This is a genomic window from Massilia aurea (assembly GCF_014200505.1).
Lineage (GTDB): Bacteria > Pseudomonadota > Gammaproteobacteria > Burkholderiales > Burkholderiaceae_D > Telluria > Telluria aurea_B.
In genome coordinates, this window is sequence record NZ_JACHBX010000002.1 from 115066 (window position 1) to 141964 (window position 26899).

23 protein-coding genes are annotated in these 26899 nt (G+C 65.2%); 11 read left to right on the top strand and 12 right to left on the bottom strand.

Translation table 11 applies throughout. The features are described from left to right. Nucleotides 1-97: 97 nt before the first annotated feature. Together HD842_RS09875 and HD842_RS09880 are read left to right on the top strand one after the other, a co-directional pair. Nucleotides 98-610 carry a ferritin-like domain-containing protein gene (locus HD842_RS09875; RefSeq protein WP_183553934.1) on the top strand — a complete coding sequence of 171 codons (513 nt, stop codon included), beginning with the start codon at nt 98-100 and terminating at the stop codon, nt 608-610. An 89-nt stretch (nt 611-699) separates the two neighbouring features. After that, nucleotides 700-1143 carry a thioesterase family protein gene (locus tag HD842_RS09880; protein WP_183553936.1) on the top strand — a complete coding sequence of 148 codons (444 nt, stop codon included), beginning with the start codon at nt 700-702 and terminating at the stop codon, nt 1141-1143. A 180-nt stretch (nt 1144-1323) separates the two neighbouring features. Here HD842_RS09880 and HD842_RS09885 read toward each other — a convergent pair whose 3' ends face one another. After that, nucleotides 1324-1818 carry a DUF3016 domain-containing protein gene (locus tag HD842_RS09885; RefSeq protein WP_183553938.1) on the bottom strand — a complete coding sequence of 165 codons (495 nt, stop codon included), beginning with the start codon at nt 1816-1818 and terminating at the stop codon, nt 1324-1326. A gap of 166 nt (nt 1819-1984) precedes the next feature. Here HD842_RS09885 and HD842_RS09890 point away from each other — a divergent pair, with 166 nt between their 5' ends. Both HD842_RS09890 and HD842_RS09895 read left to right on the top strand, forming a co-directional pair. Further along, on the top strand, nt 1985-2722 hold the full coding sequence (locus HD842_RS09890; RefSeq protein WP_183553940.1) for a DNA-formamidopyrimidine glycosylase family protein: 738 nt from the start codon (nt 1985-1987) through the stop codon (nt 2720-2722). Nucleotides 2723-2919: 197 nt separating this feature from the next. Further along, the gene (locus HD842_RS09895; protein WP_183553941.1) at nt 2920-4425 is read left to right on the top strand and encodes an HD domain-containing phosphohydrolase; all 1506 of its coding nucleotides are present in this window, start codon (nt 2920-2922) and stop codon (nt 4423-4425) included. Nucleotides 4426-4449: 24 nt separating this feature from the next. Here the strand turns inward: HD842_RS09895 and HD842_RS09900 are convergent, their stop codons facing one another. The 4 genes from HD842_RS09900 to HD842_RS09915 form a co-directional block, all read right to left on the bottom strand. Then, entirely contained in the window at nt 4450-5394 is a 945-nt protein-coding gene (locus HD842_RS09900; protein ID WP_183553944.1) for a cation diffusion facilitator family transporter, read from the bottom strand. Nucleotides 5395-5478: 84 nt separating this feature from the next. Then, complete coding sequence (locus HD842_RS09905) at nt 5479-7437, bottom strand: GAF domain-containing sensor histidine kinase (RefSeq protein ID WP_183553946.1); 1959 nt, start codon at nt 7435-7437, stop codon at nt 5479-5481. A gap of 102 nt (nt 7438-7539) precedes the next feature. Further along, nucleotides 7540-8049 carry a hypothetical protein gene (locus tag HD842_RS09910; RefSeq protein ID WP_229424703.1) on the bottom strand — a complete coding sequence of 170 codons (510 nt, stop codon included), beginning with the start codon at nt 8047-8049 and terminating at the stop codon, nt 7540-7542. A 112-nt stretch (nt 8050-8161) separates the two neighbouring features. After that, entirely contained in the window at nt 8162-8389 is a 228-nt protein-coding gene (locus tag HD842_RS09915; RefSeq protein WP_183553948.1) for a hypothetical protein, read from the bottom strand. A 216-nt stretch (nt 8390-8605) separates the two neighbouring features. Here HD842_RS09915 and HD842_RS09920 point away from each other — a divergent pair, with 216 nt between their 5' ends. Continuing rightward, on the top strand, nt 8606-8983 hold the full coding sequence (locus tag HD842_RS09920; RefSeq protein WP_183553950.1) for a hypothetical protein: 378 nt from the start codon (nt 8606-8608) through the stop codon (nt 8981-8983). A 4-nt stretch (nt 8984-8987) separates the two neighbouring features. On the opposite strand, the gene queC is transcribed toward HD842_RS09920, so the two are convergent. Continuing rightward, on the bottom strand, nt 8988-9695 hold the full coding sequence (queC, locus tag HD842_RS09925) for a 7-cyano-7-deazaguanine synthase QueC (RefSeq protein WP_183553952.1): 708 nt from the start codon (nt 9693-9695) through the stop codon (nt 8988-8990). A 232-nt stretch (nt 9696-9927) separates the two neighbouring features. Between queC and HD842_RS09930 the strand changes: the two genes are divergently transcribed. Then, on the top strand, nt 9928-11745 hold the full coding sequence (locus tag HD842_RS09930) for an autotransporter assembly complex protein TamA (RefSeq protein ID WP_308638327.1): 1818 nt from the start codon (nt 9928-9930) through the stop codon (nt 11743-11745). Beyond that, nucleotides 11745-16196, top strand: a complete 4452-nt coding sequence (locus tag HD842_RS09935) for a translocation/assembly module TamB domain-containing protein (RefSeq protein WP_183553954.1) — start codon at nt 11745-11747, stop codon at nt 16194-16196. Before HD842_RS09930 ends, HD842_RS09935 begins: the two co-directional genes overlap by 1 nt. Nucleotides 16197-16202: 6 nt before the next feature. Here the strand turns inward: HD842_RS09935 and HD842_RS09940 are convergent, their stop codons facing one another. Continuing rightward, the gene (locus HD842_RS09940) at nt 16203-16715 is read right to left on the bottom strand and encodes a DUF6622 family protein (protein ID WP_183553956.1); all 513 of its coding nucleotides are present in this window, start codon (nt 16713-16715) and stop codon (nt 16203-16205) included. A 145-nt stretch (nt 16716-16860) separates the two neighbouring features. On the opposite strand from HD842_RS09940, the gene HD842_RS09945 reads away from it, so the two are divergent. Then, nucleotides 16861-17181 (top strand): hypothetical protein, encoded by a 321-nt coding sequence (locus tag HD842_RS09945; RefSeq protein ID WP_183553958.1) that lies wholly within the window; start codon nt 16861-16863, stop codon nt 17179-17181. Between the two features lie 6 nt (nt 17182-17187). Beyond that, nucleotides 17188-18081: a LysR family transcriptional regulator gene (locus HD842_RS09950; protein WP_183553960.1), complete on the top strand. Its 894-nt coding sequence runs from the start codon at nt 17188-17190 to the stop codon at nt 18079-18081. On the opposite strand, the gene HD842_RS09955 is transcribed toward HD842_RS09950, so the two are convergent. Together HD842_RS09955 and HD842_RS09960 are read right to left on the bottom strand one after the other, a co-directional pair. After that, on the bottom strand, nt 18069-19271 hold the full coding sequence (locus HD842_RS09955) for an MFS transporter (RefSeq protein ID WP_183553962.1): 1203 nt from the start codon (nt 19269-19271) through the stop codon (nt 18069-18071). The genes HD842_RS09950 and HD842_RS09955 overlap by 13 nt on opposite strands. Nucleotides 19272-19432: 161 nt before the next feature. Then, a complete protein-coding gene (locus HD842_RS09960) occupies nt 19433-20482 on the bottom strand; it encodes an NAD(P)-dependent alcohol dehydrogenase (protein WP_183553964.1) in 1050 nt (349 codons plus the stop codon). A 298-nt stretch (nt 20483-20780) separates the two neighbouring features. On the opposite strand from HD842_RS09960, the gene HD842_RS09965 reads away from it, so the two are divergent. Next, nucleotides 20781-22388 (top strand): GGDEF domain-containing protein, encoded by a 1608-nt coding sequence (locus HD842_RS09965; protein ID WP_229424704.1) that lies wholly within the window; start codon nt 20781-20783, stop codon nt 22386-22388. Here HD842_RS09965 and HD842_RS09970 read toward each other — a convergent pair. Both HD842_RS09970 and HD842_RS09975 read right to left on the bottom strand, forming a co-directional pair. Further along, nucleotides 22362-23063, bottom strand: a complete 702-nt coding sequence (locus tag HD842_RS09970) for a YjjG family noncanonical pyrimidine nucleotidase (protein WP_183553966.1) — start codon at nt 23061-23063, stop codon at nt 22362-22364. The two genes, HD842_RS09965 and HD842_RS09970, sit on opposite strands and share 27 nt — an antisense overlap. Before the next feature lie 55 nt (nt 23064-23118). Beyond that, nucleotides 23119-23304 (bottom strand): hypothetical protein, encoded by a 186-nt coding sequence (locus tag HD842_RS09975; RefSeq protein ID WP_183553968.1) that lies wholly within the window; start codon nt 23302-23304, stop codon nt 23119-23121. A 118-nt stretch (nt 23305-23422) separates the two neighbouring features. On the opposite strand from HD842_RS09975, the gene HD842_RS09980 reads away from it, so the two are divergent. Further along, nucleotides 23423-23935, top strand: a complete 513-nt coding sequence (locus tag HD842_RS09980) for a hypothetical protein (protein ID WP_183553970.1) — start codon at nt 23423-23425, stop codon at nt 23933-23935. 149 nt (nt 23936-24084) lie between these two features. On the opposite strand, the gene HD842_RS09985 is transcribed toward HD842_RS09980, so the two are convergent. Continuing rightward, complete coding sequence (locus tag HD842_RS09985) at nt 24085-26898, bottom strand: ATP-binding protein (RefSeq protein WP_183553972.1); 2814 nt, start codon at nt 26896-26898, stop codon at nt 24085-24087. Nucleotide 26899 lies beyond the last annotated feature (1 nt).

Below are 26899 nucleotides of genomic sequence, written 5' to 3' on the forward strand. Positions count from 1 at the left end.
TTTTGTGAACGAGTGACGCGCAAATGTGTCATAACTAACAAACGGTACCCATCAATTCTGCCATTCTGGTTGCACCTATTCCCCAGCGGAGAATTTCATGGCAACTGCAATCGACGACAATCTGAACGACTGGCTACGTGACGCTCATGCAATGGAAGAGCAGGCAGACAAGATGCTCAACGCGCAGGCGGACCGCCTCGAGCACTATCCAGAACTGCGCGCGCGCATCGTCCAGCACATCGAAGAAACGCGCTGGCAGCGTGGCGTGCTGGACGAGATCCTGGCGCGCCGTGACATCAGCAATTCGGTGGTCAAGGATATCGGCGCCAAGCTGATGGCCTTTGGCCAGGCGGTTGGCGGCATGACCGTCAGTGATGAAGTGGTCAAGGGCGCGATGGCCGGCTACGTGTTCGAAAACCTTGAAATCGCCACCTACACGTCGCTGATCGCAGCGGCCAAGGCAGCTGGCGACAGCGCCACTGCAGCTTCGTGCGAACAGATCCTGGCGCAGGAAAAAGCGATGGCGGCCTGGCTGCTCGAGCACCTGCCGCAAGTCACGCAAGCCTTCCTGACGCGCTCGGCAACGCCGGGCGTGGAAGCGAAGGTCTAACTTCCGCACCGCCCGCGGTCGGGGCGGCTCACTATGCGTGCGCCGTCCTGTATCCTGTCGATCTATCCCGCCAACTAACAGGATGGCACATGCCCCGCTTACAACTCGACTTTCCCGACGACCAGTTCTACTTTTCGACCGTGCTCACGGTGCGCGCCACCGACATCAATGCGGCGAACCACGTCGGCAATGAATCGATGATCGCGATGGTGTCCGAGGCCAGGTCGCGCTTCCTGTTCGAGTTCGGCGTGCCGGAAACCAGCCTCGATGGCCCTGGCATCATCGTCACCGACCTGGCCACCATCTACCGCGCCGAGGCGTACCGCCGCGACGAGCTGCTGTTCGATGTGGGCGTCATGGACTTCAACAAGTATGGCGGCGACCTGATCTACCGGATCACGCGGCCGGGCGACCAAAAGCTGATCGCCATGGCCAAGACCGGCTTTGTGTTCTACGACTACAAGGCGGGCCGGGTATGCCCGATGCCGGACGACTTTCGCGCCAGGTTCGAGCGTGTCAACCGGGTCGACTAGGCCAAAGAAAAACGGCGCCCTGATGGGTGCCGTTTTTCTTGGTAACCAGCTGGCGTAGGGTGGACGGGTTTCCCGTCCACGCGTTCAACCCGACTATGCACACCACGGTGTCAGATTAATTTGAACGCGTGGACGGCGCAGCCGTCCACCCTACGATTTCGCAGGGCGCGCAGCCAACCTTCAGCCGCCGCGCTTCTTGCCGATGATCGTTTCATCGAACCACTCATCGATCATGCGCTTTTCGGCGCGCAGGCTGTCGTTGTCGCTGAAGCGGCCGATACGCTGCATGTAGTTCATGTCGGCCAGGCGTGCATCGCCGCCCTTGAGCACTTGCCCGTTTTGCGTCAGCGAATAGCGCAGGTTGATGATCGGCCAGTCGGCCGTGCCCTTCAGGATGCGCAGGTCGCGCCCGTTGCTGACATTCGGATACTCGCGGCCGGCCAGATCGATGTCGGTCACTTCGATCACCAGGTCCTGACCCGCAGGGAGTTTCTCGCCAAGCTTCGTGAAATACGTGCTCAGTTCTTCCAGCACCTGCTTGCGCTCCCATGGGGCAAATGGCAGGTCGGCGAACTTGTCGGACTCGATGTAATTGACGGTCACGCCCGCCGAAGCGGCGCCGGCGGCCAGCGCGAACAGGCCTGCCAGGGCAGTTTTTATCAGGGTGGATTTCATTGTTGCCTCTCCTTCGATATGCGTCTCGTGTGCGGTCTTCGCTTACCAATATACGCCGCTTCGCCCTGCTCTGCTCGTGGCGAAACGTTGGAACTTGTATCCAAATGTTAGGTCCCGAACATGACCAAAAGATGGTGCCATATAAGAATGCATCAAGGAGGCCACCATGCCAGAAGGTCCAACGCTGTACATGCTGAAGGAACAGACGACGCGCTTCGTGGGGCAGGAAATCGTGCGCGCCAGCGGCAACCTGAAGACGCTCGATCCGGCACGCCTCGTGGGCCAGCGCATCACCGGACTGCATACCTGGGGCAAGCACTTCCTGATCGAGACGCCCGACGTGATTCTGCGCGTCCACTTTCTGCTGTTCGGCACCTACCGCATCGACGAGGACCGCGACAAGCCACCGCGCCTGTCCATTGGCGTGGAGGACGGCGGCGCCATGAATTTCTATGCCTGCGCGATCCGCGAGATTGACCGCGCCACCTTCGACGCCTACGACTTCAGCGCCGACGTGATGGGCACAACCTGGGACCCGGTCAAGGCACGCAAGAAGTTGCGCGCCGCGCCGGACATGCTGACCTGCGACGCCCTGCTCGATCAGGAGATCTTCTCGGGCGTGGGCAATATCATCAAGAACGAGGTGTTGTTCCGGATTCGGGTCCATCCCCTCTCGACAATGGGCGCGCTGCCCGCGCCCAAATTGCGCGCACTGGTGGACGAAGCGCGGCAGTACAGCTTCGATTTTCTGGGCTGGAAAAAAGCGTTCACGCTCAAGGAGCACTGGCTGGCCCATGCCAAGAAGATCTGCCCGCGCTGCGACATCCCGTTTTCCAAAGCCAAGCTCGGCATGTCGGACCGGCGCAGCTTCTACTGCGAGCGTTGCCAAAAACGCTATACGTGACGCACCCTGTCACGCCGCTGCAACAGCATTAGCGACGCAGCAAGGCAGATGTTACATCCGCCCGTCACAATTTTAATATTGCTTCTTGTTAAGGGTCATGCGCCGTACTACAATCGGCTTGACTCCGAGCTACTTTTGTTGTGAAAAAAATAGTCTGCTCGCTTAACCCTGGCCTCCCCCACGAATCGGAATCGTCCATGTCCTTCTTGTCGTCTGCTGCGCCCAAACTCGCACCCTGGAAAGTATTGCTGGTAGACGACGAACCCGATATCCACGACATCACCAAGCTGACGCTGACGCGCTTTCGCCTCGACGGGCGCGCACTGTCGTTCGTGCACGCCTACAGCGGCGCCGAGGCCAAGGAAATCCTGGCGCGCGAAAAGGACATCGCACTGGTGTTCCTCGACGTGGTGATGGAGCGCGAAGACAGCGGCCTGGAAGTGGCGCGCTGGATGCGCCAGGATCTGGACAACCAGTTCACCCGCATCGTGCTGCGCACCGGCCAGCCGGGCCAGGCGCCGGAAGAGCGCGTGATCGTCGACTACGACATCAACGACTACAAGGAAAAGACCGAGCTCGATCGCACCAAGCTGTTTACGACGACGTTCGCCGCGCTGCGCGCCTACCGCGACATCATGAAGGTCGAGGAATCGCGCCGCGTCCAGCAAACCTACCGCGAAGGCCTGGAACGCGTGATTGCCGCGTCCGCCCACATCTTCCAGCAACGCAACCTCAAGGACTTCGCCAACGGCCTGTTGCTGCAGGTCGTGGCCCTGCTGCGCCTGGAACAGAGCATGCTGCTGCGCCTGAAGGCGGCAAGCGTAATCACCGGCCAGAGCCAGTACGAAGTGCTGGCCCAGATCGGCGACATGGAAGGCGACGAGATCGGGCCGGAACTAGTAGCCCAACTGGACGATGCGCGCCACAACCGCATTTCGCGCCTGCACGGCGACACCTATGTCGGCTATTTTCCAAACAACAGCGGCAAGGCGTCGCTGCTGGTGCTCAAGGGCGTGGATGAGATTTCGGACATCGATGCGCAAATGCTGGAGGTATTCTGTTCGGGCGTGGCCATCGCGTTCGACAATATTTTGCTGAACCAGGAAATCACCGATACCCAGGCCGAGCTGATCCTGCGCCTGGGCGACGTCGTCGAATCGCGTTCGCACGAGGCGGGCAACCATGTGCGCCGCATGTCCCAGGTCTGCTACATGCTGGCCCAGGCGTCGGGCATGCCCGAAGACGAGACGGCAGTACTGATGCACGCCGCGCCGATGCACGACATCGGCAAGATCGCCACGCCCGATGCGGTGCTCCTCAAGCCTGGCAAGCTGACCGATGCCGAGTGGACCATCATGAAGCAGCATCCGACCGTGGGGCTGCAGATCCTGGACGGTTCACAGCGCCCGATCCTGAAGGCAGCGGCGGTGATCGCGCACCAGCACCACGAAAAATTCGATGGCACCGGCTACCCACAAGGCCTGCGCGGGCAGGACATCCACCCGTACGCGCGCATCGTGGCGGTGGCCGACGTGTTCGACGCGCTGAGCCACGCGCGCTGCTACAAGGAAGCGTGGCCAGCCGCGAAAGTGACAGAGCACCTGCGCGAGGTGGCCGGGCACCACCTCGATCCGACCTATGTCGACCTCTTGATCCGCAATATGGACAAGGCGCTGGCGATCAACGCGCAGTGGCCCGACTGAGCTGCGTGCCGGATCGCCTCCTGGTCACTTGAACGCGGCGCGCAGCGCCGACGCATCGAAATAGATTTGACGGATCACCGGATGCTCGGCGGCCACCGCAGTCTCGATGCGGCCGATCGCTGCCTCCACCTTGTCGATCGACAGCCCCCGACGAAACTGGACCGAGGCGGCCAGCAGCACTTCTTCCGGCCCCAGCTGCATCGTGCGCAGGCTGGCCACGCTGTCCAGCGCCGGCTCGCGCAGGAACAGCGCCTTCAATGCGGCCAGCTCATCATGGTCGATCGCTTCGCCCACGAGCAGGCCACCGGTCTCGCGCGCCAGCATGAAGGCGGCGCCGATCAACAGCAGGCCGATCACGATCGAAGCAGCCGGGTCGATATACGGGTTATTGAAATAGTGACCCAGCGCGATGCCGGCGGCGGCAATCCCGAGGCCCAGCAGAGCCGCGGAATCCTCGATGAAGATCGTGAAGACCGATGCATCCTTGCTCGCACGGACGGCTTGCCACAGAGACGTACCGGGTTTGCGGGCCGTGTTGAGTTCCTTGCGCGACACGTTCCAGCTATACCCCTCGAACAGCGCCGCCACGCCAAGGACGACGTAGCTCCACATCGGGTCTTCCAGTGGCGGCGGGTTCTGCAGCGCGTCGACGCCGTGGTAGATCGATAATCCACCGCCCAGCGAAAATACCGACAGCGCCACGATCAGCGCCCAGAAATACAGCGACTTGCCGTAGCCGAACGGATGCTTGCGGTCGGGCGCGCGGGCGCTGCGGCGTTCGCCCAGCAGCAACAGGAATTCATTGCCGGTGTCGACCGCCGAGTGGATGCCCTCGGCCACCATCGCCGCGCTGCCGGTGATGCCGGCGACGATAAATTTGGCCACCGCGATGCCCAGGTTGGCAGCAATTGCCGCATAGATGACTTTTTGCGAGCCCTGGCGTGGCGCGTCTTGCTTGTTTTCGTTCATGGACTCTCCAAATGGGGAGCCAAGGGTAAAGAACCTGCAACAACCGATCTGTACGGCGACGCACGTGCCCGCTCGAACGTACCACTACGCCGCCAGTTTTTCCTTGCGCTGCGAACGGGGGAAACGCAGGTGGTACGTCAGCCCCTGCCCCGGTGCGCTCGTGGCCCGCACCGTCCCGCCCAGCGCGCCGGTCACCAGGTTGTACAGGATGTGCGCGCCCAGGCCGCTGCCCCCAGTCCCGCGCCGCGTGGTAAAGAACGGATCGAACAGTTTGTCGAGCGTGGCGGCATCCATCCCTGCCCCGTCGTCGGCGTACTCCATGACCACCCAGTCGTCGCTGCCGAGCGCGGCGCGCAGCGTGATGTTGCCGGCCTGCTCGTGCTCGAAGCCGTGCACGAGCGAATTCATGACCATATTGGTGACGATCTGCGACACGGCCCCGGGGAAGCTGTCGAGCAGCAGGTCGGGTGCGCAATCGACCGCTACCTTCACCGGACGCCCCTTGAGCTTCGGGTGCAGCGACAGCAGCACCTCGTTCAGGTACGCGCCCAGGTTGAAGCTGCGAATATCGTCCGACGACTGGTCCACCGCCACCTGCTTGAAGCTGCGCACCAGGTTCGCGGCGCGCTGGGTGTTGGTGGTCATGATGCGCAGCGACTGGTCGACGATGTCGAAGAAGCTCTCCAGGCTCTCTGCGGTCATCTCGCCCGCTGCCAGTTCTTCGCGCGTGAGTTTCAGTTCCTGCACCAGATGGCTCGTGGCCGTCACGCAGATGCCCAGCGGCGTGTTGATCTCGTGCGCCACGCCGGCCACCAGGCGGCCGAGCGAGGCAAGTTTTTCCTGCCGCACCAGTTCGGACTGCGCCTCCTGCAGCGCGTGCAGCGCCTCGTTCAGCGCCGCGTTCTGCTGCTCGAGGGCTTCCTTGGTCTTGCGGATCCTGCGGTCGGCCTGCATCCGTGCAATTGCCACGGCCACGTGGCTGGCCATGAATGCCAGCAGGTCGAGGTCGGCCTTGCTGTAGACGATCGCCGGGTCGTAGCTCTGCACCACGATCACGCCGTATGGCTGGTCGTTGACCAGCATCGGCGCACCCATCCAGCTCGCAATCTCCGTGCTGCCCAGCGGCTCGGCCACGGTGCCGGCGTCCACCAGCGCCCTGAAGCTGGCCACGTCGTGCAGCTGCGCCTGCTTGGTCGACAGGATGTGCGAACACATCGCCTTGCCGAACGGGAAGCGCAGCAGCGGTGGCGCGCTGTCCTTCTGGTCGACGAAGTACGGGATGCTTATCTCTTGCGTGCGCTGGTGGTACAGGCCAATCAGGAAGTTGTCGGCCACCATCAGCTCGCCGATGATGCGGTGCAGGCTGGCGCTGAGCTGGTCGGTATCGAGCGCCTGCGCCGAGAGGTCGGCGATCTCGTACAGCGCGTGCTGGATCTTTTCGGCGCGGCCACGCTCGGCGACCTCGTGCGCCAGGGCGGCCGTACGCGCCGAGACCGCGCGTTCCAGCCGGTCCATGCTTTGCAGGCCCTGCAGCGCGTTCGAAACATGGTTGGCGATCAGCCCGAACAGCGCAATGTCTTCCTCGCTGTAGGTCTGGTCGGCAGAGTAGCTCTGGATGACGATCGCGCCCAGCGCCTGCTGGTTCTGGTCGAGCAGCGGACAGGCAACGAAATGCTCCGGCGTGCTGCCACTGCCCCAGCGCCCGGCTGCCTTGCGGTGGCGTTCGTTGAAATCGGCCGCCGTCAGCACCAGCCTCTGGCGGTTGAGCAATACCCAGGCCGTGGGTGACTGGTCGGGCGAGGCGAGCCGGATGCGCTCGAGCGGATCGCGCGCGCCGTCAGCTTCGTCGACAAAATAGGGAAAGCGCACGGTGCCGTCTTCACGGTCGGCCAGCGCCACATAGAAGTTGGCCGCATACATGATGCGGCCCAGCGCGCCGTGCACGGCCCGGATGAATGCGGTGATGTCGCTGCAGCTGGTCGACAGTTGCCCGATATCGAGCAACATCGACTGCACCGCTTCCAGCCGGTCAAGACGTTCCATACTTTCCCCCACCTGTTCACAGAATGCATCTGATGATGCGCAGAGGAAATAGTAGCAGCTTGAAGCCGGGCGCAGCAGCTTGCCGCGCCCGGCTGTGGCTTTTTAGCGCGGCGCGCGGAAGTCGTTCTCGACCCAGGCCTGCGCCGAGCTCGGCGTGAGCTTGAAGGTCGGCGCCACGCGCACGCGCGCCACCTGCTCGCCCATCTCGTCGGTGGCGGCCAGCATCGCGTACGGATCGTCGTCGTCCGGGACGATATCGAGCGTCACCTTCAGTTCGCCCTGCTCGGTGAAGATGTACAGATTCTTGTGCAGGATCGCGTGCATGTGCTGCTCGTGGCGGCGAATGACTTCGGACGCCGTCTTGATCAGCGTGTTGAAGGCATTGGTGTCGAGCGGCTTCGGGTTCTTCTTGTCGCGGCCCATGGTCCAGGGACCGACCAGCGCCGGTTCGGGCTCGCCATCCTTGTACATTGCCACGGCCCAGCCTTCATCGTCGTCGTTCTTGATCACGCGCGCGGTCCAGCCATTGCCCTGCCACAGCCGGGGTTGCTGCACGGGGCCGGTGTCCTCGCTGCCGTCGTCGCTGTCGGGGTCCAGCATCTGGTCGTTCATGGGTCGGTGTCCTCGGCGCTTGCGCGCCCAAAACCACGATCATAGAGGAAACCGGCCCCATGAAAAAGGCCGCACGCCACTGCTGCGGGCGATTGGCTGAAATAGTCGCTAACTAAGCCGGACAATCGTCGACGATGCGCGGACAGCGCCACGACGGGCCGGGTGGTGGCATGATCGGCGGGCCAACGGGGATCGGGCGCGGATCGCCGTTGGGCGCCGGCGTATCGCGGTTGAAGGGCGTGATGATGATGGGCGGAATGGCCGGTGGCGCCGAGGGCGGATCCTTCGGTCCGCCCGATGCATGGGCCAGGTCATGACAGGTGTTGGGCACAGCGTACATGGGGTCCCCCTGAAACAGAGCAGGCTGTCAGTATAGGAAACGCTGCCGTGATTACAAGGACGGAATTGCCCGCGATTCTGCCCGACCCGGCGCATGCACATTTCATCCCGTTAAACATGCAGCCTGTCGCACGCGGCTGGCTGCACGCGTGCGCCGCGCCTACAGTTCGAGCATGCAAGACCAAACAGCTCAACCCAACCATTCGCGAGGACTGCCATGAAAAAATACGCCCCCTACGTCATCCTGTTCCTGTTTGCCGCCATGCTGTGGAATCTGTTCGACTGGAGCGGCGACATGACGGTCAATCTCGATGGCGACCAGATCGACGGCCCGGTGGGGTTCCTGCTGGCCACGCTGTTCACGGGTGGCGGCATGCTGCTGGCCGTGTTCATCTCGGTGATCACTGTGGCGGTGCTGGCGGTGGTGTTTGCCGGGGTCGGCGTGATTCTGATCGGCTCGCTGGCAATCGGCGCCCTCGTGCTGGCGCTGGCGATGTCGCCGCTGCTGCTGCCGCTGGTACTTGTCGTGGCGCTCGTGTGGTACGCCATGCGCCGGCCGCGCCCTGTCACGCTGGACAAGGCCGCGGCAGCGTAAAAGTCTAGCGCGCCACGTACTGCGCGTAACCCCGCGCACGCAAGGCGCAGGCCGGACACGTGCCACAACCGTGGCCCCAGGCGTGCGCCTCGCCCCGCTCACCCAGGTAGCAGGTGTGCGTATCGAAGCGGATCAGATCGACCAGCGCTGCGCCACCCTCCTGCTCCGCCAGTTCCCAGGTCTGGGCCTTGTCGATCCACATCAGGGGCGTCTCGACCTTGAGCCTGGTGGCCATGCCGAGGTTCAGCGCTACCTGCAGCGCCTTCATGGTGTCGTCGCGGCAGTCCGGGTAGCCCGAGAAATCCGTCTCGCACATCCCGCCCACCAGCACGTTCAGCCCGCGCCGATAGGCCACCGTGGCAGCCACCGTCATGAACATCAGGTTGCGGCCCGGGACGAACGTATTCGGCAAGCCGTTTTCCTGCATCTCGATCGCGACATTGCTGGTCAGTGCGGTGTCGGAGATTTTGGAGATCAGGGACAGGTCGATCATGTGATCCTCGCCCAGGCGCGTGTCCCAGTCGGGATTGAGCGCGCGCAGCTTGGCCAGAACGCCCGGGCGCACGGCCAGCTCGATCGCATGGCGCTGGCCATAATCGAAGCCGATCGTCTCGACCCGCGCATAGCGCTGCAGTGCCCAGGCCAGGCACGTGGTGGAGTCTTGGCCGCCACTGAACAGGACGAGCGCGGTATCGGTAGAGAGGATGGTCATGGTAGTAAAAGAAGGTAAAAGGCAGGGGTCAACCGTCAATTCTGGCACAGATCGCGGGCACCGTGGCCGATAACGCCGTGTTTGTCCAGACGCGCGCGCGCAACATTTCACGTCCGCCATCGACTTTGCCAATCAGTTAAGATGCGAACGAGTCACCCAATGGAGCGTCACGTTGTCACGATCGAATCCCCACCCGCGCAAGGGTCCCCGCCAGCGCACACTTACTCCGCTGTTGCAACGCTCCCTGCTGGGTGTCGGCGCATTCGTGTTTGCCACCACTGTCTATGCGCAAAGTACGACGGGCGTCGATTACACGGTGCGCATCGACGCACCGCGCGCGCTCGAGACGCTGCTTGAAGAGAATCTCGACCTGATGCGTTGGCGCGGCAATTCGCGCGTCGACATCGACCAGCTGCAGCGCCTGGTCAAAGAAGCGCCGGCGCAAGCCACCAGCCTGATCGCCACCGAAGGTTATTACTCACCAAAAGTCTCGGTTGGCCTGGATACCAGCGGCGCACGGCCGGTCGCGCGCGTGATTGTCGATCCGGGTCAGCCGGTGCTGGTCGGCGACGTCGATCTGGTGTTGCAGGGCTTTGCTGCCTTTGAAGAAGGCGGCGCCCCGTTCGACGCCGGCGCCCTGCGCAACCGCTGGACGCTGCCGGTGGGTAGCCAGTTCCGCCAGTCCGACTGGGAAGGCGCCAAGAAAGGTCTCGTGCGCGACATCGCGCAAAGCCGCTTCCCGCGCGCACGCCTGGTCGAAACCAGCGCAACCGTCGATCCGGATTCGCGCCGCGCGCTACTGCGCGTGGTGATCGATTCGGGCCCCGAGATGCGCTTCGGGAATCTGCGTATCCGCGGCCTGAAACGTTATCCGGCCGAGGTCATCACCAACCTCAACAAGATCAATCCGGGCGACCAGTACAGCGAAGCCGCGCTGCAGGCGCTGCAATCGCGCGTGCAGGACACCGGCTACTTCGCGAGCGTCGAAGTCAGCGCCGACATGCGCGCCGTGCTCAATGCCGAAATCGCCGACATCAAGGAAGACGCCGACAGCGACGCCAACCCGGCCACACCCGAGCCGGCGACCGGCCCGACCACACTGCCGGTGATCGTCAACGTCACCGAAAACAAGCAGAAGAACGTCGAGGCCGGCGTGGGCTTTTCGACCGACACGGGCGGCCGCGCGCAGTTGAGCTACGACGACCTGAACGTGTTCGGCAAGCGCTTGAAGACTGACCTGATCTACGAACAGAAGCGCCAGACCGCCAAGGGCGAACTGTTCTGGCCAACCACGGCCAAGGGTTACAACGACAGCATCAGCGCCGGTGTCGAACGCGAAGACCTGCGCGGCGAACTGACCACGCTGGCCAGCGTCGCCGCGCGCCGTGCCTGGGGTTCGCCGCTACTGGAACAAAGCGTGACGCTCGAAGCGCTGACCGAAGAACGCGAAGTCGAGGGCCTCGAACCCACCCGCACCAAGAGCCTGCCGCTCACCTACAGCATCACGAAGCGCAAGCTCGACAGCCTGATCCTGCCGACCAACGGCTATGTGGTCAATGCGCAGCTTGGCGGCGCCGTGCTGCCGATCCTGACGGACGAAAAATTCCTGCGCATGTACCTGCGCGGCATCTACTACAAGCCGCTGGGCCCGGCCGGCACGCTGATCCTGCGCGGCGAAACTGGCGCCGTGGCCTCGAAAGAGAAGCTCGGCGTGCCGAGCACCTTCCTGTTCCGCGCCGGCGGCGACCAGTCGGTGCGCGGCTACGGCTATCAGGAACTGGGCGTGCAGGAAAACGGCGCCACCGTCGGCGGGCGTTACCTGGCCACCGCCAGCGCCGAATACCAGTACTGGTTCAAGCCGCCCTGGGGCGTGGCCGTGTTCTATGACGTCGGCAATGCCGCCGACAAGTTCGGCGACCTCAATCCCAAGTCGGGCTATGGCGTGGGCGCGCGCTGGCGCAGCCCGGTCGGTCCGATCAATGTCGACCTGGCCTACGGCCACGCGGTGCGCAAGGCGCGCCTGCACTTCTCACTCGGATTCACGTTCTGATGGATACACCTGAAAACACCCCGGCGCCGACGCCTGATCAACCCCAGACCAACCAACGCCGCTGGCCACGCCGCGTCGCGATTGGCCTTGTCGCCACCGGCGTCATCGTCGGCGGCACGCTCTGGTACCTGGGCCGCGAAACCACGCTGCAGATGATCGCCCAGCGCGTTGCCAGCGCCACAGGCGGCAAGCTCACCCTCACGGGCGTGAGCGGCACCTTGTACGGCAAGATGCACATTGAACGCCTGATCTGGCGCACCGACGAACAGATCGTCACCGCCAACAAGATCGACATCAACTGGTCGCCGGGCCAGGTGCTGTCGGGCGGCATCCTGATCGACCAGCTGTGGGCCGCCAGCGTGCGCATGCAGACGCTGAAGGAAACCGACGAGCCGTCCGTACTCCCAACCAGCCTGGCGCCGCCATTCCGCATCGAGGTCGACGACGCTCGCCTGGCCAATATGACGATGGTGAACATCGGCGGCGCCGAAACGCGCATCGACAATATCCGCGTGCGGGCCAAGGGCGACAAGCGCAGCTGGGTCGTGCAGAACGCGACGGCGGCCACGCCATGGGGCCAGGTCGCCGCCAAAGCCACTGTCGGCGCGGCCCGGCCCTTCAAGATCGACGCGGCAGGCAGCCTGACGCAATCGCAGGCCAGCGCCGGCGCACGCGCCGCGCAGTTGCAGATCAAGGTTGGCGGCGACATCCAGAACGCGACGCAGATCGACGCCACCGGCACTGCCGGACGCGCCATCGGCGACGCCCACTTCACGCTCGCGCCGTACGCCGAGATCCCGCTGCGCGCGCTGCGCATCAATGGCCGTAACGTCGATCCGGGCTTCTTCAACCCTGCCCTGCCGACCGCGGACCTCACCTTCGCGGTGGCCGGCAAGCTGGATGAACAACGCAATATCAGCGGCAGCGTCGACATCACCAACACGGGGCCGGAAGGCACGATCGACCAGCAACGCCTGCCGCTGCGCGCAGCGCGCGGGCAACTGGGCGGCAACCTGTCAGCGCTGAACGTCTCGAACGTGCTGCTCGACTTCGGCGCGGCCGGCACATTCACCGGCACCGGCGGCGTGCAGCGCACCAAGGACGAAGAAGGCATCGGTACCGCGCGCTTTGCTCTGCACACCGACCGCTTCAACTTGCGCGAAGTGCATTCGGCCATGAAGCCGACGGCGATCAAGGGCGATATCGCGGTCACCAACGAAGCGACGCGCCAGACGCTCGAGGCGAACCTGATCGACGCGGGCCTGCGCCTGACGGCGCTGGCCACGCTGGAAAACAATGTGGCCACGCTGCGTGAGGCGACGCTGCGCGCCGGGCGCGGCAGCATCACGGCCAGCGGCACCATGAACCTCGAAGGCGACCAGGCGTTCAAGGCCACGGCCAACGCCAGCCGCTTCGACCCATCTGAATTCGGCGACCTGCCGGCGGCCGACATCAACGCCACGGTCAATGCTGCCGGTGTTCTGACGCCCGCGTGGAAGGTCGACGCCGACTTCGCCGTACGCCAGAGCCGCCTGATGAACCAGCCGCTCAGCGGCAAGGGCAAACTCACGGCCGACGCCAAGCGCTTTGCCGGCATCGACGCCAACCTGGCGCTGGGCCAGAACACGGTCGACCTGAAAGGCGCGTTTGGCGGCGCGGGCGACCGCCTGCAATGGCGCCTGGACGGCCGCCAGCTCGCCGCCGTGCGCGCCGACCTGTATGGCGCGGTGGTGGCCAACGGTGTCGTCACTGGCACCATGGCGGCGCCGCGCACGACGTTCGATGTCAACGCGCGCAACCTGGGCTGGGTCGACGCCCAGCGCAAGAACAACAGCGGCGTCGTGCGTGCCCAGGGTGAAGCCTGGCTGGGCGGCCCCGAGGATGCACGTGTGGTCGAAGTCAAGGCCACCGGCGCGACCGAACGCTTCAACCCGGCCGCCTTCGGTTCGCCGCTCGCCGGCAATATCAACTCGACCTTTACCGGCAGCGGCCGCGCCGGCACCGACTGGCGCGGCGCGCTCGACCTCAAGGTGGTCGATTCGACGCTGGCCAATTCGCCGTTCTGGGGCCATGCGCGCCTGGCGGCCGACCGCCGCCACGTGTCCGACGCCAACGTCGACCTGCACGTGGGGCCGAACGTCATCGCCGCTACCGGCAGCTTCGGCGCCGCGCGCGATGCGCTTAACTGGCGCATCGATGCGCCGCAACTGGCCGCATTCGGTCCCGAGTACGGCGGCGTGCTGCGCGGCTCGGGCGTCCTGTCCGGCACTGCCGACACGCCATCGCTCACGGCAACCATCGCGGGTCAGAACCTGCGCGCCATGGGCACGCACACGGTGCGCTCACTCAAAGCCAGCGCCAACCTCGGTTCCGGTCGCGGTGCAAGCGACCCACTGGTAACCGATGTCGAAGTACTTGACTACGTCAACGGCGATACGCGCGTGGCGTCCGTACGCCTGAAAACCGACGGCACCCGCGGCGCGCACACGCTGCGCCTGTCGGCACTGGGCGATGCGTTTGACGCCAATGCCGAACTGCGTGGCGCCTTCTCGAAGGACACCTGGAGCGGCACGCTGGCCGCGCTGCAAAACCGTGGCCGCTATGCGATGAACCTGCAAAAGCCGGTGCCGTTGACGATCGGCGCCGCACCCGGCGGCGGTCTAGCCGGCCTGGCCAGCCCGGAGCGCATCGCCTTCAATGGCGCCGTGATCGCCCTGCCGAACGGCAGCATCACGGTCGACGCACTGACCAAGGACGGCCCGCGCTGGGCCAGCCGCGGCCATGCCGACAATGTGCCGCTGACGTACCTGGCGCAGTTCTCGCCAGCACTGGCCGACAATGCGCGCGGCGACCTGACGCTGGGCGCGGCCTGGTCGGTCGACATGCGCGCGCCGCAAGCGCAAGGCGCCGCGCCTTCGCTGGCCGGCAATGTGCGCGTGTTCCGCGAAAAGGGCGACGCCATCGTCGGTGGCGACACGCCCGTGCCGCTTGGCCTGCGCCAGCTGGAAGCGCGCGCCGAAGTGGTGGGCAGCAGCCTGCGCGTGAACCTGGACCTGGACGGCGCCCGCACCGGCGTGGCCAAGATCGACGCCAACGCGCAGATGATCAACGGCCGCCTGGAGAGCGCAAGCCCGCTGCGCATGACGGCCAATGCCAATATCCCGTCGATCGCCTGGCTCGCGGCACTGGCCGGCCAGCCGGGCCTCGAACTCGACGGCGCGCTGCGCGTAGCGATGACGGGTGGCGGCACGATCGGCAAGCCGAGCCTGAACGGCAATCTCGATGGCGACAAGCTGGGCGTGCGCTGGGCTGAACAAGGCGTGAACCTGCGCAACGGCGAACTGCGCGCGCTGCTTGGCGGCGACCAGCTGCGCATCGAGAAGCTGTCGTTCCAGGGCCGTCAGGGCGGCGCCGCCGCGAGTGGCTACGTGCGCTTTGCCGATGGCGCGCCGACGATGGACATTCGCCTGAACATGGACAGGCTTGAAGCCCTGTCGCGCCCGGATCGCACCGTGATCCTGAGCGGCCAGGCATCGCTCGTGCGTGACGCCAGCCGCTTCGCACTGGAAGGCAAATTCCGCGCCGACCGCGCTCTGATCGAATTCGCGCCGCAAGGCACGCCGACGATCTCGGACGACGTCATCGTGCTGGGCCGCGCCACCACCAAGCCGACGCCGAAGACCAATGAGAAGGAAGTGCCGCTGACGGTGGACCTCGCGGCCGACCTGGGCGACGACTTCCACATCCGCGCGATGGGCATCGACGCCTACCTGGCCGGCACCGCCCGCGTGCGCATGACGGGCAGTGGCCAGCCGCGCATCAACGGCACCATCCGCGCGCTGAACGGCACCTACGCCGCGTATGGCCAGAACCTGTCGATCGAACGCGCCGTGATGACCTTCAGCGGCCCGTACGACAACCCGTCGCTCGATATCCTCGCGGTGCGCAAGCGCCCTGAGGGCGAGCAGCTGTCCGAAACCAACGTCGAAGCCGGCGTCCAGGTCCGTGGCACCGCGCAATCGCCGACGGCGCGGCTGGTGTCGACGCCGAACGTGTCCGACAGCGACAAGCTGTCGTGGCTCGTGCTGGGCCAGGGTATGGAAGCGGCCAGCGGCGACCAGAAAGGCGTTCTGACAGCAGCTGCCAGCGCCCTGCTGGGCGGCAGCGGCGGCACCGGCGGCATTCAGTCGAAGATCGCCAACTCGCTCGGCGTGGATGAACTGGGCCTGAAACAGGGCGCTAACGGCGGCAGTGGTTCGGGACTGGAAAGCACCGTGGTCACGGTCGGCAAGCGCATTTCGCAGCGCGCTTACCTGAGCTTCGAGCAAGGCACCAGCACCGCATCGAGCCTGGTGCGCCTGCGCTACAAGCTCACGCCGCGCATCTCGCTGCAGTTCCAGACCGGCACCAACAGCGCCCTCGATATCCTCTATTCGTGGGCGTTTGACTGATCTGGCCTAGACAGCAGCGGGCAACCCTGCCCGCTGCTGTCCCACGGCGCCCGCCATGCGCGCCAGGCGGCCCAGCAGCACGCCGTTGAACACACCGAACACCAGGCAGATCGTCGCAGCCACCGCCAGCTGGTGCGCCAGCTGCGGCTGGATCACCAGCACGATCGATGTGATGTACTTGGTCAGAAAGATGGCCAGCATCAGGATCAATGGCATCACGCTGCCACGCACCAGCACGGAGGCCGGCGCAGTACCGGCTGCGATACGCGTGCGGCCGAATCGCCAGGCCAGCAGCATCGCCACTGCGCAGCCGGCACTCCAGGCGGCGATCAACGGCGCCCCCAGGTCGAATTTCAGCGCCATATCGTTCAGCGACAATCCCAGCATCACCAGCGGCAGGATCAGCATCCGGCGCAGCGTCAGTTCGCGATCGCGCATCTCGGCGACGCCGCGCCAGAGCAGGAACGCGAGGATGGCCCAGACATACAGGGGCGTGTGGGTCAGGATCTGGATCAGCATGGCAAACTCCGTGGCAGGTAGAAGGTGCATGCATTGTGCGGACACGCCGGGCGTCGCGGCATCCCGTGCGACGAAGTGGCTTCGGGCTGGCGCGAACTGCCTGCCACGCGGCGCGAACTTTGCGCTGGCCGGGTAGAATCTGGCCATGGCAAGCAAACATCCCATCTTTCCCGGCCCACGCACCGCACGCGGCGCGGTACTCGCCGTCCTGTTGTCGAACGCCGACCAGGCCGGCAGCGAACCGCTGCGCGGACGCGTGACGCTGGCCGCGATCGTGCGCGCGCTGAAGCGCAAGTACCACTGGCCGATCGAGACCACCAGCTTCCCGTCCAACGATATCGACGGGCGCGCCACCTGGGCCACCGTCTACAGCCTGCCGCAGGGTGTCATCGATACGGCGCTGGCTGGCAAGGGCAGTGACTGGCTGCGCAGCACCCGCAGCGGCGGCGAGGCCGATCAGGCCTGATCCCGCATGGCCCGCGACAACATCAACGATATCCTCGTCTTCATCGCCGTTGCGCGCGAGCGCAGCTTCACGCGCGCCGCCGCCAAGCTGGGCATGAGCCAGTCGGCGCTCAGCCACATCGTGCGCGGGCTCGAGGAGCGCCTGGGCGTGCGCCTGCTCACGCGCACGACGCGCAGCGTCTCGCCCACTGAGGCGGGTGAGCGCCTGCTGCAGAACGTGGGGCCGCGGCTGGAAGAAATCGATGCGGAGATCACGGCCATCACCGACCTGGGCGACAAGCCCGCCGGCACCGTGCGCATCACGGCCATTGACCATGTGATCGACACGGTGCTGTGGCCGCGCATCGCGCCGCTGCTGCCGCAGTATCCCGAGCTGCATATCGAAATCAGCTCGGACTACCGCCTGGTGGACATCGCGGCCGAGCGCTTCGACATCGGCGTGCGCCATGGCGACCAGGTAGAAAAGGACATGATTGCGGTGCGCCTGACGGCCGACGTGCCGATGCGGATCGTGGGCGCGCCCGCCTACTTCGCGCGCCAGCCGGCGCCGGCGTCGTTGCAGGATCTCATGACACACAACTGCATCAATCTGCGGCTGGCCAGCAGCGGCGGGCTGTATGCGTGGGAATTGCTGCATGATGGCCAGCCGATCGAGGCGCGCGTGCGCGGTCAGGCGGTGTTTACCAACGTTCATCACATGCTCGCTGCGGCGCTCGATGGCGTGGGCGTGACCTTCCTGCCCGAGAGCCTGGTCGCGCCGCATGTAGAGGCCGGGCGCCTGGTCAGCGTGATGGAAGACTGGTGTCCCAGCTTTCCCGGCCTGCACGCCTACTACCCGAGCCGGCGCCATTCATCGCGCGCACTGGGGCTCGTGATCGACGCGCTACGCTATACGGGTTGATCGACGCGGCCGGCGCGCGCCGCCAGCAACGCCAGCAAGCTGGCCGCGACCAGCACGGCGGCACTGAACCCGAACGTGGCGCCATGGCCGCTGGCGTCGAACAGCAGGCCGCCGCCGGTGGCGCCCAGCATGATCGCCAGCTGCACCACCGCCACCATCAGGCCACCGCCAGCTTCGGCATCGCGCGGCAGCGTGCGCGCCAGCCAGGTCCACCAGCCCACCGGCGCCGCCGTCGCCACCAGCCCCCAGATGGCCAGCAGCACCGTCGTTGCCGCCACCGACTGGCCGACGACGAGCAGCGCCGCCGCGATCGCCGCCATGATGAGCGGGATCGCGATCAGGACGGGGTACATGCGCGCCTTGAGCACGGACCCGATCAGCGTCGTGCCGATGAACCCGGCCACACCCAGGACCAGCAGCATCAGCGACAGCGTCGATACATCGACGCGGGTGACGGTTTCGAGGAACGGCCGCAGATAGGTGAACAATGCAAACTGCCCCATGAAGAACAGGCTTGCCGCCGCCATGCCCAGGCAGACCGCGGGGCGCTTGAGCAACGCGAACATGCTGGCCGGCGCCTGCCGGTTTTCGGGGCGCAGCGCCGGAAGGCTGAACCACAGCCAGGCCAGCGCAACCGTCGCCACCGGTACCAGGCAAAAGAAAGCGCCGCGCCAGCCGATCACGCCGCCCAGGTAACTGCCCGCCGGCGCGGCAATCACCGTGGCCAGCGCATTGCCGCCATTGAGGATGGCCAGCGCGCGCGGCACGTCGGCTGTAGGCACCAGGCGCATCGCGGTGGCCGCCGACATCGACCAGAAGCCGCCGATGGCAACGCCGATCAGCGCGCGGCCGACCATGAACAGCGGATAGTTCGGCGCAAACGCGGCCACGGTGCCCGAGGCGATCATCAGGCCGGTCAGCGCCAGCAGCAGCGTCTTGCGGTCGAGCCGCCCCACGACCGACGTCAGGCACAGACTGGTCAGCAGCGCGAACGCGCCGGAAATGGCAATCGACTGCCCGGCCTGGCCTTCGGTGATGCGCAGGTCGGCCGCCAGGGGTGTGAGCAGGCTGACCGGCATGAATTCGGATGCAACGAGGGCAAAGGCGGCAAGCGACATCGCTAGCACGGCGCCCCATGCCGCGGGCCCGGCCGGCTTGCTGTCGCAAGCGACTGTAATGGTTGGATTCATTGGTTATGCAGAAGGGGAAAAACGGCCTGCTACAAAGCAGCAGGCGTAGGGTGGACGGGTACCCCGTCCACGCGTCGATGGTTGGCCGCAAGATTATCCGGCACGAACACGACGCCGATCACCGCGTGGACGGCAGAGCCGCCTCGCCGGCCGCGTCCACCCTACGCGGCTAGCGTGGCGCTGTCGATCACGAAGCGGTACTTGACGTCACCCTTGAGCATGCGCTCGTAGGCGCCGTTGATCTCGTCGGCGCGGATCATCTCGATGTCCGACACGATGCCGTGTTCGGCGCAGAAATCGAGCATTTCCTGGGTTTCAGGAATCCCGCCGATCATCGAGCCGGCGATCGCGCGGCGCTTCATGATCAGGTTGAACACCTGCGGCGACGGGTGCGGCGAATCCGGCGCACCGACCAGCACCATGGTGCCGTCGCGCTTGAGGATCTGCAGGAACGCGTCCAGGTCGTGCGGCGCGGCCACCGTGTTGATGATCAGGTCGAGGGTCTTGGCCTGCGCCGCCATGGCGTCGGCATCCTTCGAGATCACGACTTCATCGGCGCCCAGCGCCAGCGCATCGTCGCGCTTGGAGGCCGACGTCGTGAAGGCCACGACGTGTGCGCCCATGGCGTGGGCCAGCTTGATGCCCATGTGGCCCAGGCCACCGATGCCGACGATGCCGACCTTCTTGCCAGGACCGGCGTTCCAGTGGCGCAGCGGCGACCAGACGGTGATGCCGGCGCACAGCAGCGGCGCCACGGCGGCCAGCTGCTCTTGCGGATGGGTTACGCGCAGCACGAAGCGCTCGTGCACGACGATCTGCTCGGAGTAGCCGCCCAGCGTATGGCCCGGTGCATCCGGGGTTGGGCCGTTGTAGGTGCCGACCATATTGTCGCAATAGTTTTCCAGGCCTTCGCCGCAATCGGCGCACGCCTTGCACGAGTCGACCATGCAGCCGACACCGACCAGGTCACCGACCTTGTGCTGCGTGACGTGGGCGCCGATGGCCGACACGCGGCCAACGATTTCGTGGCCTGGCACGCAGGGAAACTGCGAGCCGGCCCATTCGCCGCGCACGGTGTGCAGGTCGGAGTGGCAGACGCCGCAGAAGTCGATCGCGATCTGCACGTCGTGCGCGCCAGGTGCGCGGCGCGTGATGTCCATCGATTCGAGGGCTTGGTCGGGCGCGTAGGCGCCATAGGCTTTGACAGTCATGGGAATCCTTGTGGTGGTTTTGCTTGTTTACTTGATGTAGCGGGATGGCCGCAGGGTCACGCAAAGGCGCGGCGGCACTGGGTGAATCTACCAGCACTCACTATAGCCTTGCTGGCGCGCGAGAGTAAGGCCGATTCGCTCATGGGGGATATGACGCTCCCTCATGAATGCACCGGCCGGCCAGGCACGGCGGCTTGCGCCATCCCATCGACGCCGGTGGCACAATATGCGCAGGCGAACGTCGCATCACACAAGGATGATGCGTAACCCCGGTTGCATTCCATGGAGCGCAGGCGCATTGACACCATCCAACGACAATCCGGCCCTCGATTTTCTGCGCTTGTCCAGCAAGCGCAGGCCCGTGGTGCGCTTCGTGGTCGCCGCGACGGTACTGGCCTGCATCCTGCTGGTGGCCTTTGCCGCGTGGTTCATCGAGACGACGCGCCAGGCGCAGATCGCGCAGACCACGGTCGCGACCAGCAATGTCGCGCGCATGGTCGGGGCCCAGGTCGAATCGGCCATGAAGACCACGAGCATGGCGCTGGCCAACGTCGCCGAGCGGGTCGAACACGATGGCACGAGCCCTGCAGCGCTGGCGCGGTTGCAGGCGCACCTGGTCGAGCTCACCCACACGACACCCGAGCTGCACGGCATCTTCGTGTATGGCGAAGATGGCGCCTGGCTGGCCACGTCGCTGGACCAGCCGGTCATGGCCAACAACGCCGACCGCGCGTATTTTCAGTACCACCGCGAGCATCCGGGCCGCAACATCCACGTGGCCCATCCGGTGCGCAGCCGCTCGAGCGGCATCTGGGTCTTGCCGGTCTCGCGCCGCATCGACCGTGCCGACGGCAGCTTTGCCGGCGTCGTGCTGGTGACATTGAAGGTCAACTTCTTCGAACAGATCTACGACGACCTCGATGTCGGCCGCACCGGCACGGTGCTGCTGGCGCTGGACGACGGCACCGTGGTCTACCGGCGCCCGTTCGACGAGAAGATCATCGGCACCAATCTGTCGCATGGCGCGGTATTCCAGGCGATCCGCAACAAGTCGGCCGGCGCCGAGTTTCTGACCGCCTCGATCGACAAGATCGAGCGCCTGTACAGCTATCGCCGGGTCGACCGCTTTGCATTCGTGATCGCCGTCGGCCAGACCAAGGACGAGCTGCTGGGCGACTGGAAGCGTTCGAGCTTTTTGATTGGCGCCGTCACGCTATTGATCGCGGCCCTGTTCACGCTGTTCGGGCGCAAGCTGGTGCGGCAGATCGCAATCCGCGACCGGCTCGACCAGACCTTGCGCGCCTATTCCGAAGACCTGCAGCGCGACAACCAGGGGCTGCACGAACTGGCGCACACCGACAAGCTCACGCAACTGGCCAACCGGCGCCGCTTCGATGACATGCTGGACCACGAATGGCGCCGCGCGCAGCGCAGCAATGCGCCGCTGGCGCTGATCCTGCTCGACATCGACTACTTCAAGAAGTACAACGACCATTACGGCCATCCGGCCGGTGACGCCTGCCTGCAGGGCGTGGGCGCCGTGCTGGCCGCCAGCCTGAATCGCACCGGCGACCTGCCCGCCCGCTACGGCGGCGAAGAATTCGCCGTCATCCTGCCGGCGACCGATCTGCAGGGCGCACTGGCCGTTGCCGAACGCATGCGCCAGGACATTCTTGACCTCTCCATCGCGCACGCCCAATCGCCCTTCGAGACCATCACGGCCAGTCTCGGCGTGGCCTCCTTCGAGCCTGGCGGCAAGGAGTCCTTGAGCACCGCCGACCTGGTCGTGCGCGCGGACATGCAGCTCTACCAGGCCAAGGCTGCGGGCCGCAACCAGGTGTCCGGCGCGGCCTTCAGCGCCACCGGCGCCGACGCAAATTCAGGCGAGGGCCAGGCGGCGCAATGAGGCGTCGACGGCGTGCAGGCTGTCGACTTCGCAGGTGGGAATGGCGAGCGATTCGTTGGCCAGTCGGCCCGGATTGAACCAGACGCTGTCGATGCCGAAGCGGTTAGCACCGAGGATGTCAGCGTCCAGGCGATCGCCCACGATCACCGTATCGGGCTTGGTGAAGGTGCGCGCCATCTTGCTGGTGTATTCGAAGAAGCGGGTGTCCGGTTTGGCAAAGCCGCAGGCTTCGGACGTCGCGACGAACGACAGCGACGGGGCCAGACCCGAACTGGCGATGCGCCGGTGCTGGATCGCGTGCGCGCCATTGGTGATGATGCCCACTTCGCCGATCCCGGCCAGCGTCTCGCACAGCGCTACCGCGCCATCGACCAGCACGACGGTATCGGCAAGGGATTCGCTGTACACATCGCTGGCAACGTGTGGATCGAGGTCGATCCCGTTGTCGGCGAAGGTCTTGCGAAAGCGTTCGATGCGCAGGAAGTCCTTCGACACGGCGCCCTGTTCAAAGAGGCGCCACAGCGCGACGTTGGTCATCTGGTACTGCGCGAACAGGACGTCGAGGCCGTCACGCAGATCGAAGTGCGCCATTGTGCGCTGGAAGGAAGCTTGTTCGGAAGCCCGGAAATCGAGCAGGGTGTCGTCGAGGTCAAACAGGAAAAGTCGGTGTTTCATTGCGTCCAACAGTAAAGCGGCAATGCTCCATGGTAGCACCCGCCGCCAAGCTGCGTCAGCTGGGGTTCGGATCGGGCACCGGCTCGTCATCGTGCGGCAGATGGCCCGGCTGGTGGTGCGGATGCGGATGTGGCGCCTCGAACGGATCGGGCATTGGATCGTCGACGGGCGCCGGATCGGGCGCGCGATGGGCGTGGATGGAAAACGGCGGCGCTGATTGCGCGGTATGGCCTGCTTGCATGATGCGGTCCTCCTCGATTGGCTGATTGGCCCACCTTAGCATGCGCTCCTGCGGCGCGGCGCGCGCCGGCAGTGGGCTACAATGCGGTCTTTCCGAACACCGCCTGCTGACCGTCCCCATGGAACTTTCGATCACCACCCTGGCCCTGCTCGTCCTGACTCCGCTGCTGGTCTGGCGCATCTACGCGCGCATCAAGAAGCAGATGCTGCGCCAGCGCTCGATCTACCAGCGCCATTACACGGGCATCCTGGTGTTTGGCGCGATGATCCTGGTGCCGGCGGCGCAGCTATTCGCCAGTCCGTACAACCTGGCGGCGCTGCTGGTGGGCGCCGTCGGCGGTATCGGTTATGGCGTGTGGGGCCTGAAGCTGTCGCGCTTCGAGGCCACGCCCGAGGGTTATTTCTTCACGCCGAACGCCCGCCTGGGCCTGGTGATGGCGATGATCCTGGTGGCGCGCATCCTGTACATCGGGGTCGAGATCTACGCCAACCAGGGCAAGGGCTTGCCCACGCCCCAGCTGAGCGACAGCCCGCTGACCATGCTGTGCGTGGGTCTCACCAGTGGCTACTTCGCCTGTTATTCGGTCGGGCTGCTGCGCTGGCGGCGGCGGGCCAAGCGCGAGAATATGTAGGGTGGACGGCTCCGCCGTCCACGCGGTGATGGTTGGCGGTACGGTCATCCGGTACGAAAGCGGAGCGGGCCTCTTTTAAGGGGCTCCGTTTAGCTAGCGCGTGGACGGCGGAGCCAACCATCACCGCGTGCGCGGCGTAGCCGCACACCCTACGCCGCTTCCTTGCGCCGTTGCAGCACGAAAATCGGCTGCGCCCACTGCTGGTCCTTCTTCTTCTTGCTCGTGATGAGCGTCAGTTCCGACGGGTCGTAGACGTCCGTGTTGTGCGTCAGCGGGGTCGTCATCAGGTATTGGGCGTCGGTGTTCTTCAAAAACTCGCCGACCAGCTGGATGTTGCGGATATCCAGGTGGGCAAACGGTTCATCGATGAACACGAAGCCGCCCGAGCCTTCTTCGGACTTGAGCAGGCCAATCAGCAGCACCAGCGACTTCATGACCTGCTGGCCGCCCGAGGCTTCGCCGTCGTTCATCCCGATCTGGTCCTTGCCGTCGAACTTGAAGCGCACGTGCAGGCCGGCCTGCGACAGTTGCACGTCGTCGTTCTCGAGCCGCACCGGATCCGCCTGTACATCGATCCCGGCCAGGCCACCCAGTTCGCGGATGTTCTTGGTATAGGTCTTGATCGTGTAGCGCAGGCGCTCGATGTAGGCGCCGCGTGCATTGCCGGTCGCTTCGATCGCGCGGTTGTTCTGGTAGCGGCGCTCTTCGGTTTCCGTCTGGCGGCTTTCGAGCTGGTCGTGCAGACGCGCGTACTGGTCGACCACGGTCGGGTCGAGTTCCCAGTCGTCGCGCGCCAGCGAGCCTTCAAGGGATCCCAGGCGCAGATTGACCTGGTGCGCATTCTGGTGCTTGGCCACCAGGTCGCCGCGCCAGTTCGGATTCTTCCAGGCGCCCGGCACGGCGCGCCAGCTGCGGCGCAATTCCAGCAGTGCTTTGGCGTGCTCGGTGCGCTGGTCGATCTGGCGGCGATGGTTCAGGCGCATGCCTGCCTCGGCTTCCGACAGCGCCATGCGCGCGTTCTGCCACACGGTGTCGGCGCGGGTGCGCGCGACGGTCGCGTTCTTGCTCAGGGTTTGCAGCTCGCCCAGGCGTGCGCCCACTTCCATCCGTTCGGCTTTGAGCGGCGCCAGTGCGCGCGCGGCTTCCTCGAATTCTTCCTGGCGGGCCGACAGTTCCTTGGCCGCGTCCACGCCGGCGATGCGCGCCTTCAGGCCACCCACTTCGGCGGCCAGCTTCGAGATCGCCAGCGTCAGTGCGTCTTCCTTCTGTTCCAGCGCCGGCAGCGATTTCTGGATCGCTTCCAGGCGCTGCGTCTTGCCGGCCGCACCGAAGCGATAACGCGATGCTTCGACGAACAGCGAGCGACCACCGCGGCGTTCGCGGTGGTAGGCGTCCGGCGTGATCCATTCGTCCGAGCGGCTCTTGAAACCGTCGTCGACCGAATCGACGCGCACGATGCGCTCCAGCTGGTCGATCAGCCAGCCCGGCGCCTTGCCAGAAAAGCTCACCACCGACAGCAGGCTGTCATCCTTGACCACTGGCGCCGTCACGCAATCGGGCACGATGAAGTGGCGATAGCGTTCCTTCTCGGCCAGGCGGTAGGCATTGGCGGCATCCGATGCTTTTTCGAGCAGCACGACCGAGGCGTAACCACCGAGCACACCTTCGACCGCGCCCTGCCATTTCGGATCCGTCACTTCGACGATGTCCGACAGCATCGCGTGCGCAATGCCTTCGTCGCGCAGTGCGCGGCGCATCAGGCGCTGCGCTTCGGGTTCCGGCATCGCGCTCTTGCCCTGCAACTGGGAGATCGTCGCCAGCTCGCCCGCGATCCTGGTCGACACGGCTTCGCGCGCGCTCTTCTGGCGCGCCAGCTCGGCTTCTTTTTCGCCCAGCTGCTTGCCCACTTCGGCGATGTCGGCGCCGGCATCGGCCGACAGCTTTTGCAGGCGGTCGCGCTGTTCCAGCAGGCTTTCCAGCGGTTTGAGGCGCGTGTTCACTTCGGTCAGGCGGCGGGCCAGTTCGCCGCCCTCCTGCTCGAGCTGCGTTTCCTGCTTTTGCGCTTCGGTCAGCGCGCGCTGCTGGCTGGCGAGCTGGCTGCGTTTCTCGGCCAGTTGACCGTCAGCCTGCACCAGGGGCTTCTTCGCTTCGCGCAGCGTGCGCGAAACCAGCAGCGCTTTCTCGCGCGCTTCGTGGTACTGCAGCGCCGGCAGCACTTCTTCGTGCAGCTCGCGCTTTTCCTTGTGCAGATCGGACCATTGATGGTGGTTGGCCACGCGCAGGCGCAAGCCTTCGAGGTTGGTGCGCGAGGCTTCCAGCTCGGCCTCGAAGCGCTTGAGCTCTGTCTCAGTATCGCGCTGGTGCCGCTTGGCTTCGTCGTACGCGTCCAGCACTTCCTTGTCGCCAAACACCTGGAACACCAGGTCGAGCAACTGGCGCGGCGCGTATTCGCACAGCTTGTCGGTCTCGCCCTGCTCGAGCGCCAGCACTTTCGACATCGCCGGCGACAGGCCGGCCGACGCCAGGCGCTTGCGGTAGTTTTCCACGCCCAGCCAGTCGGTCGCTTCGGTCACTTCCTCGATCTCGACGTTCCCGGGTCGCATCAGGTATTGGCGCTTCCAGTCGCCGCCGTTCTTCTGCACCTGGCAAAAGAGCGTGACTTCATCGTCGGCGAAAAAGCCCGAATGACGAAACGGCCGGTTCGACAACTGGCGGCCTACCGGCTTGTTGTCGACGACGGCGCGCAGCCAGGCGCTTTGCTGGCCCGAGTGGCGCGCATAGTGTTTATACGTGCGGCCCATCGAGCAATCGAGCCCGAACAGCGTGCGCATCGCATCGAGCAGCGTGGTCTTGCCCGAGCCGTTCTGGCCGGCGATCGTGATGATCTTGGCGTCGAGCGGGATGTTCTTGATCCGCTGCCAGTAATCCCAGTGGACCAGTTCGAGTGATTTAATGTGGAACATC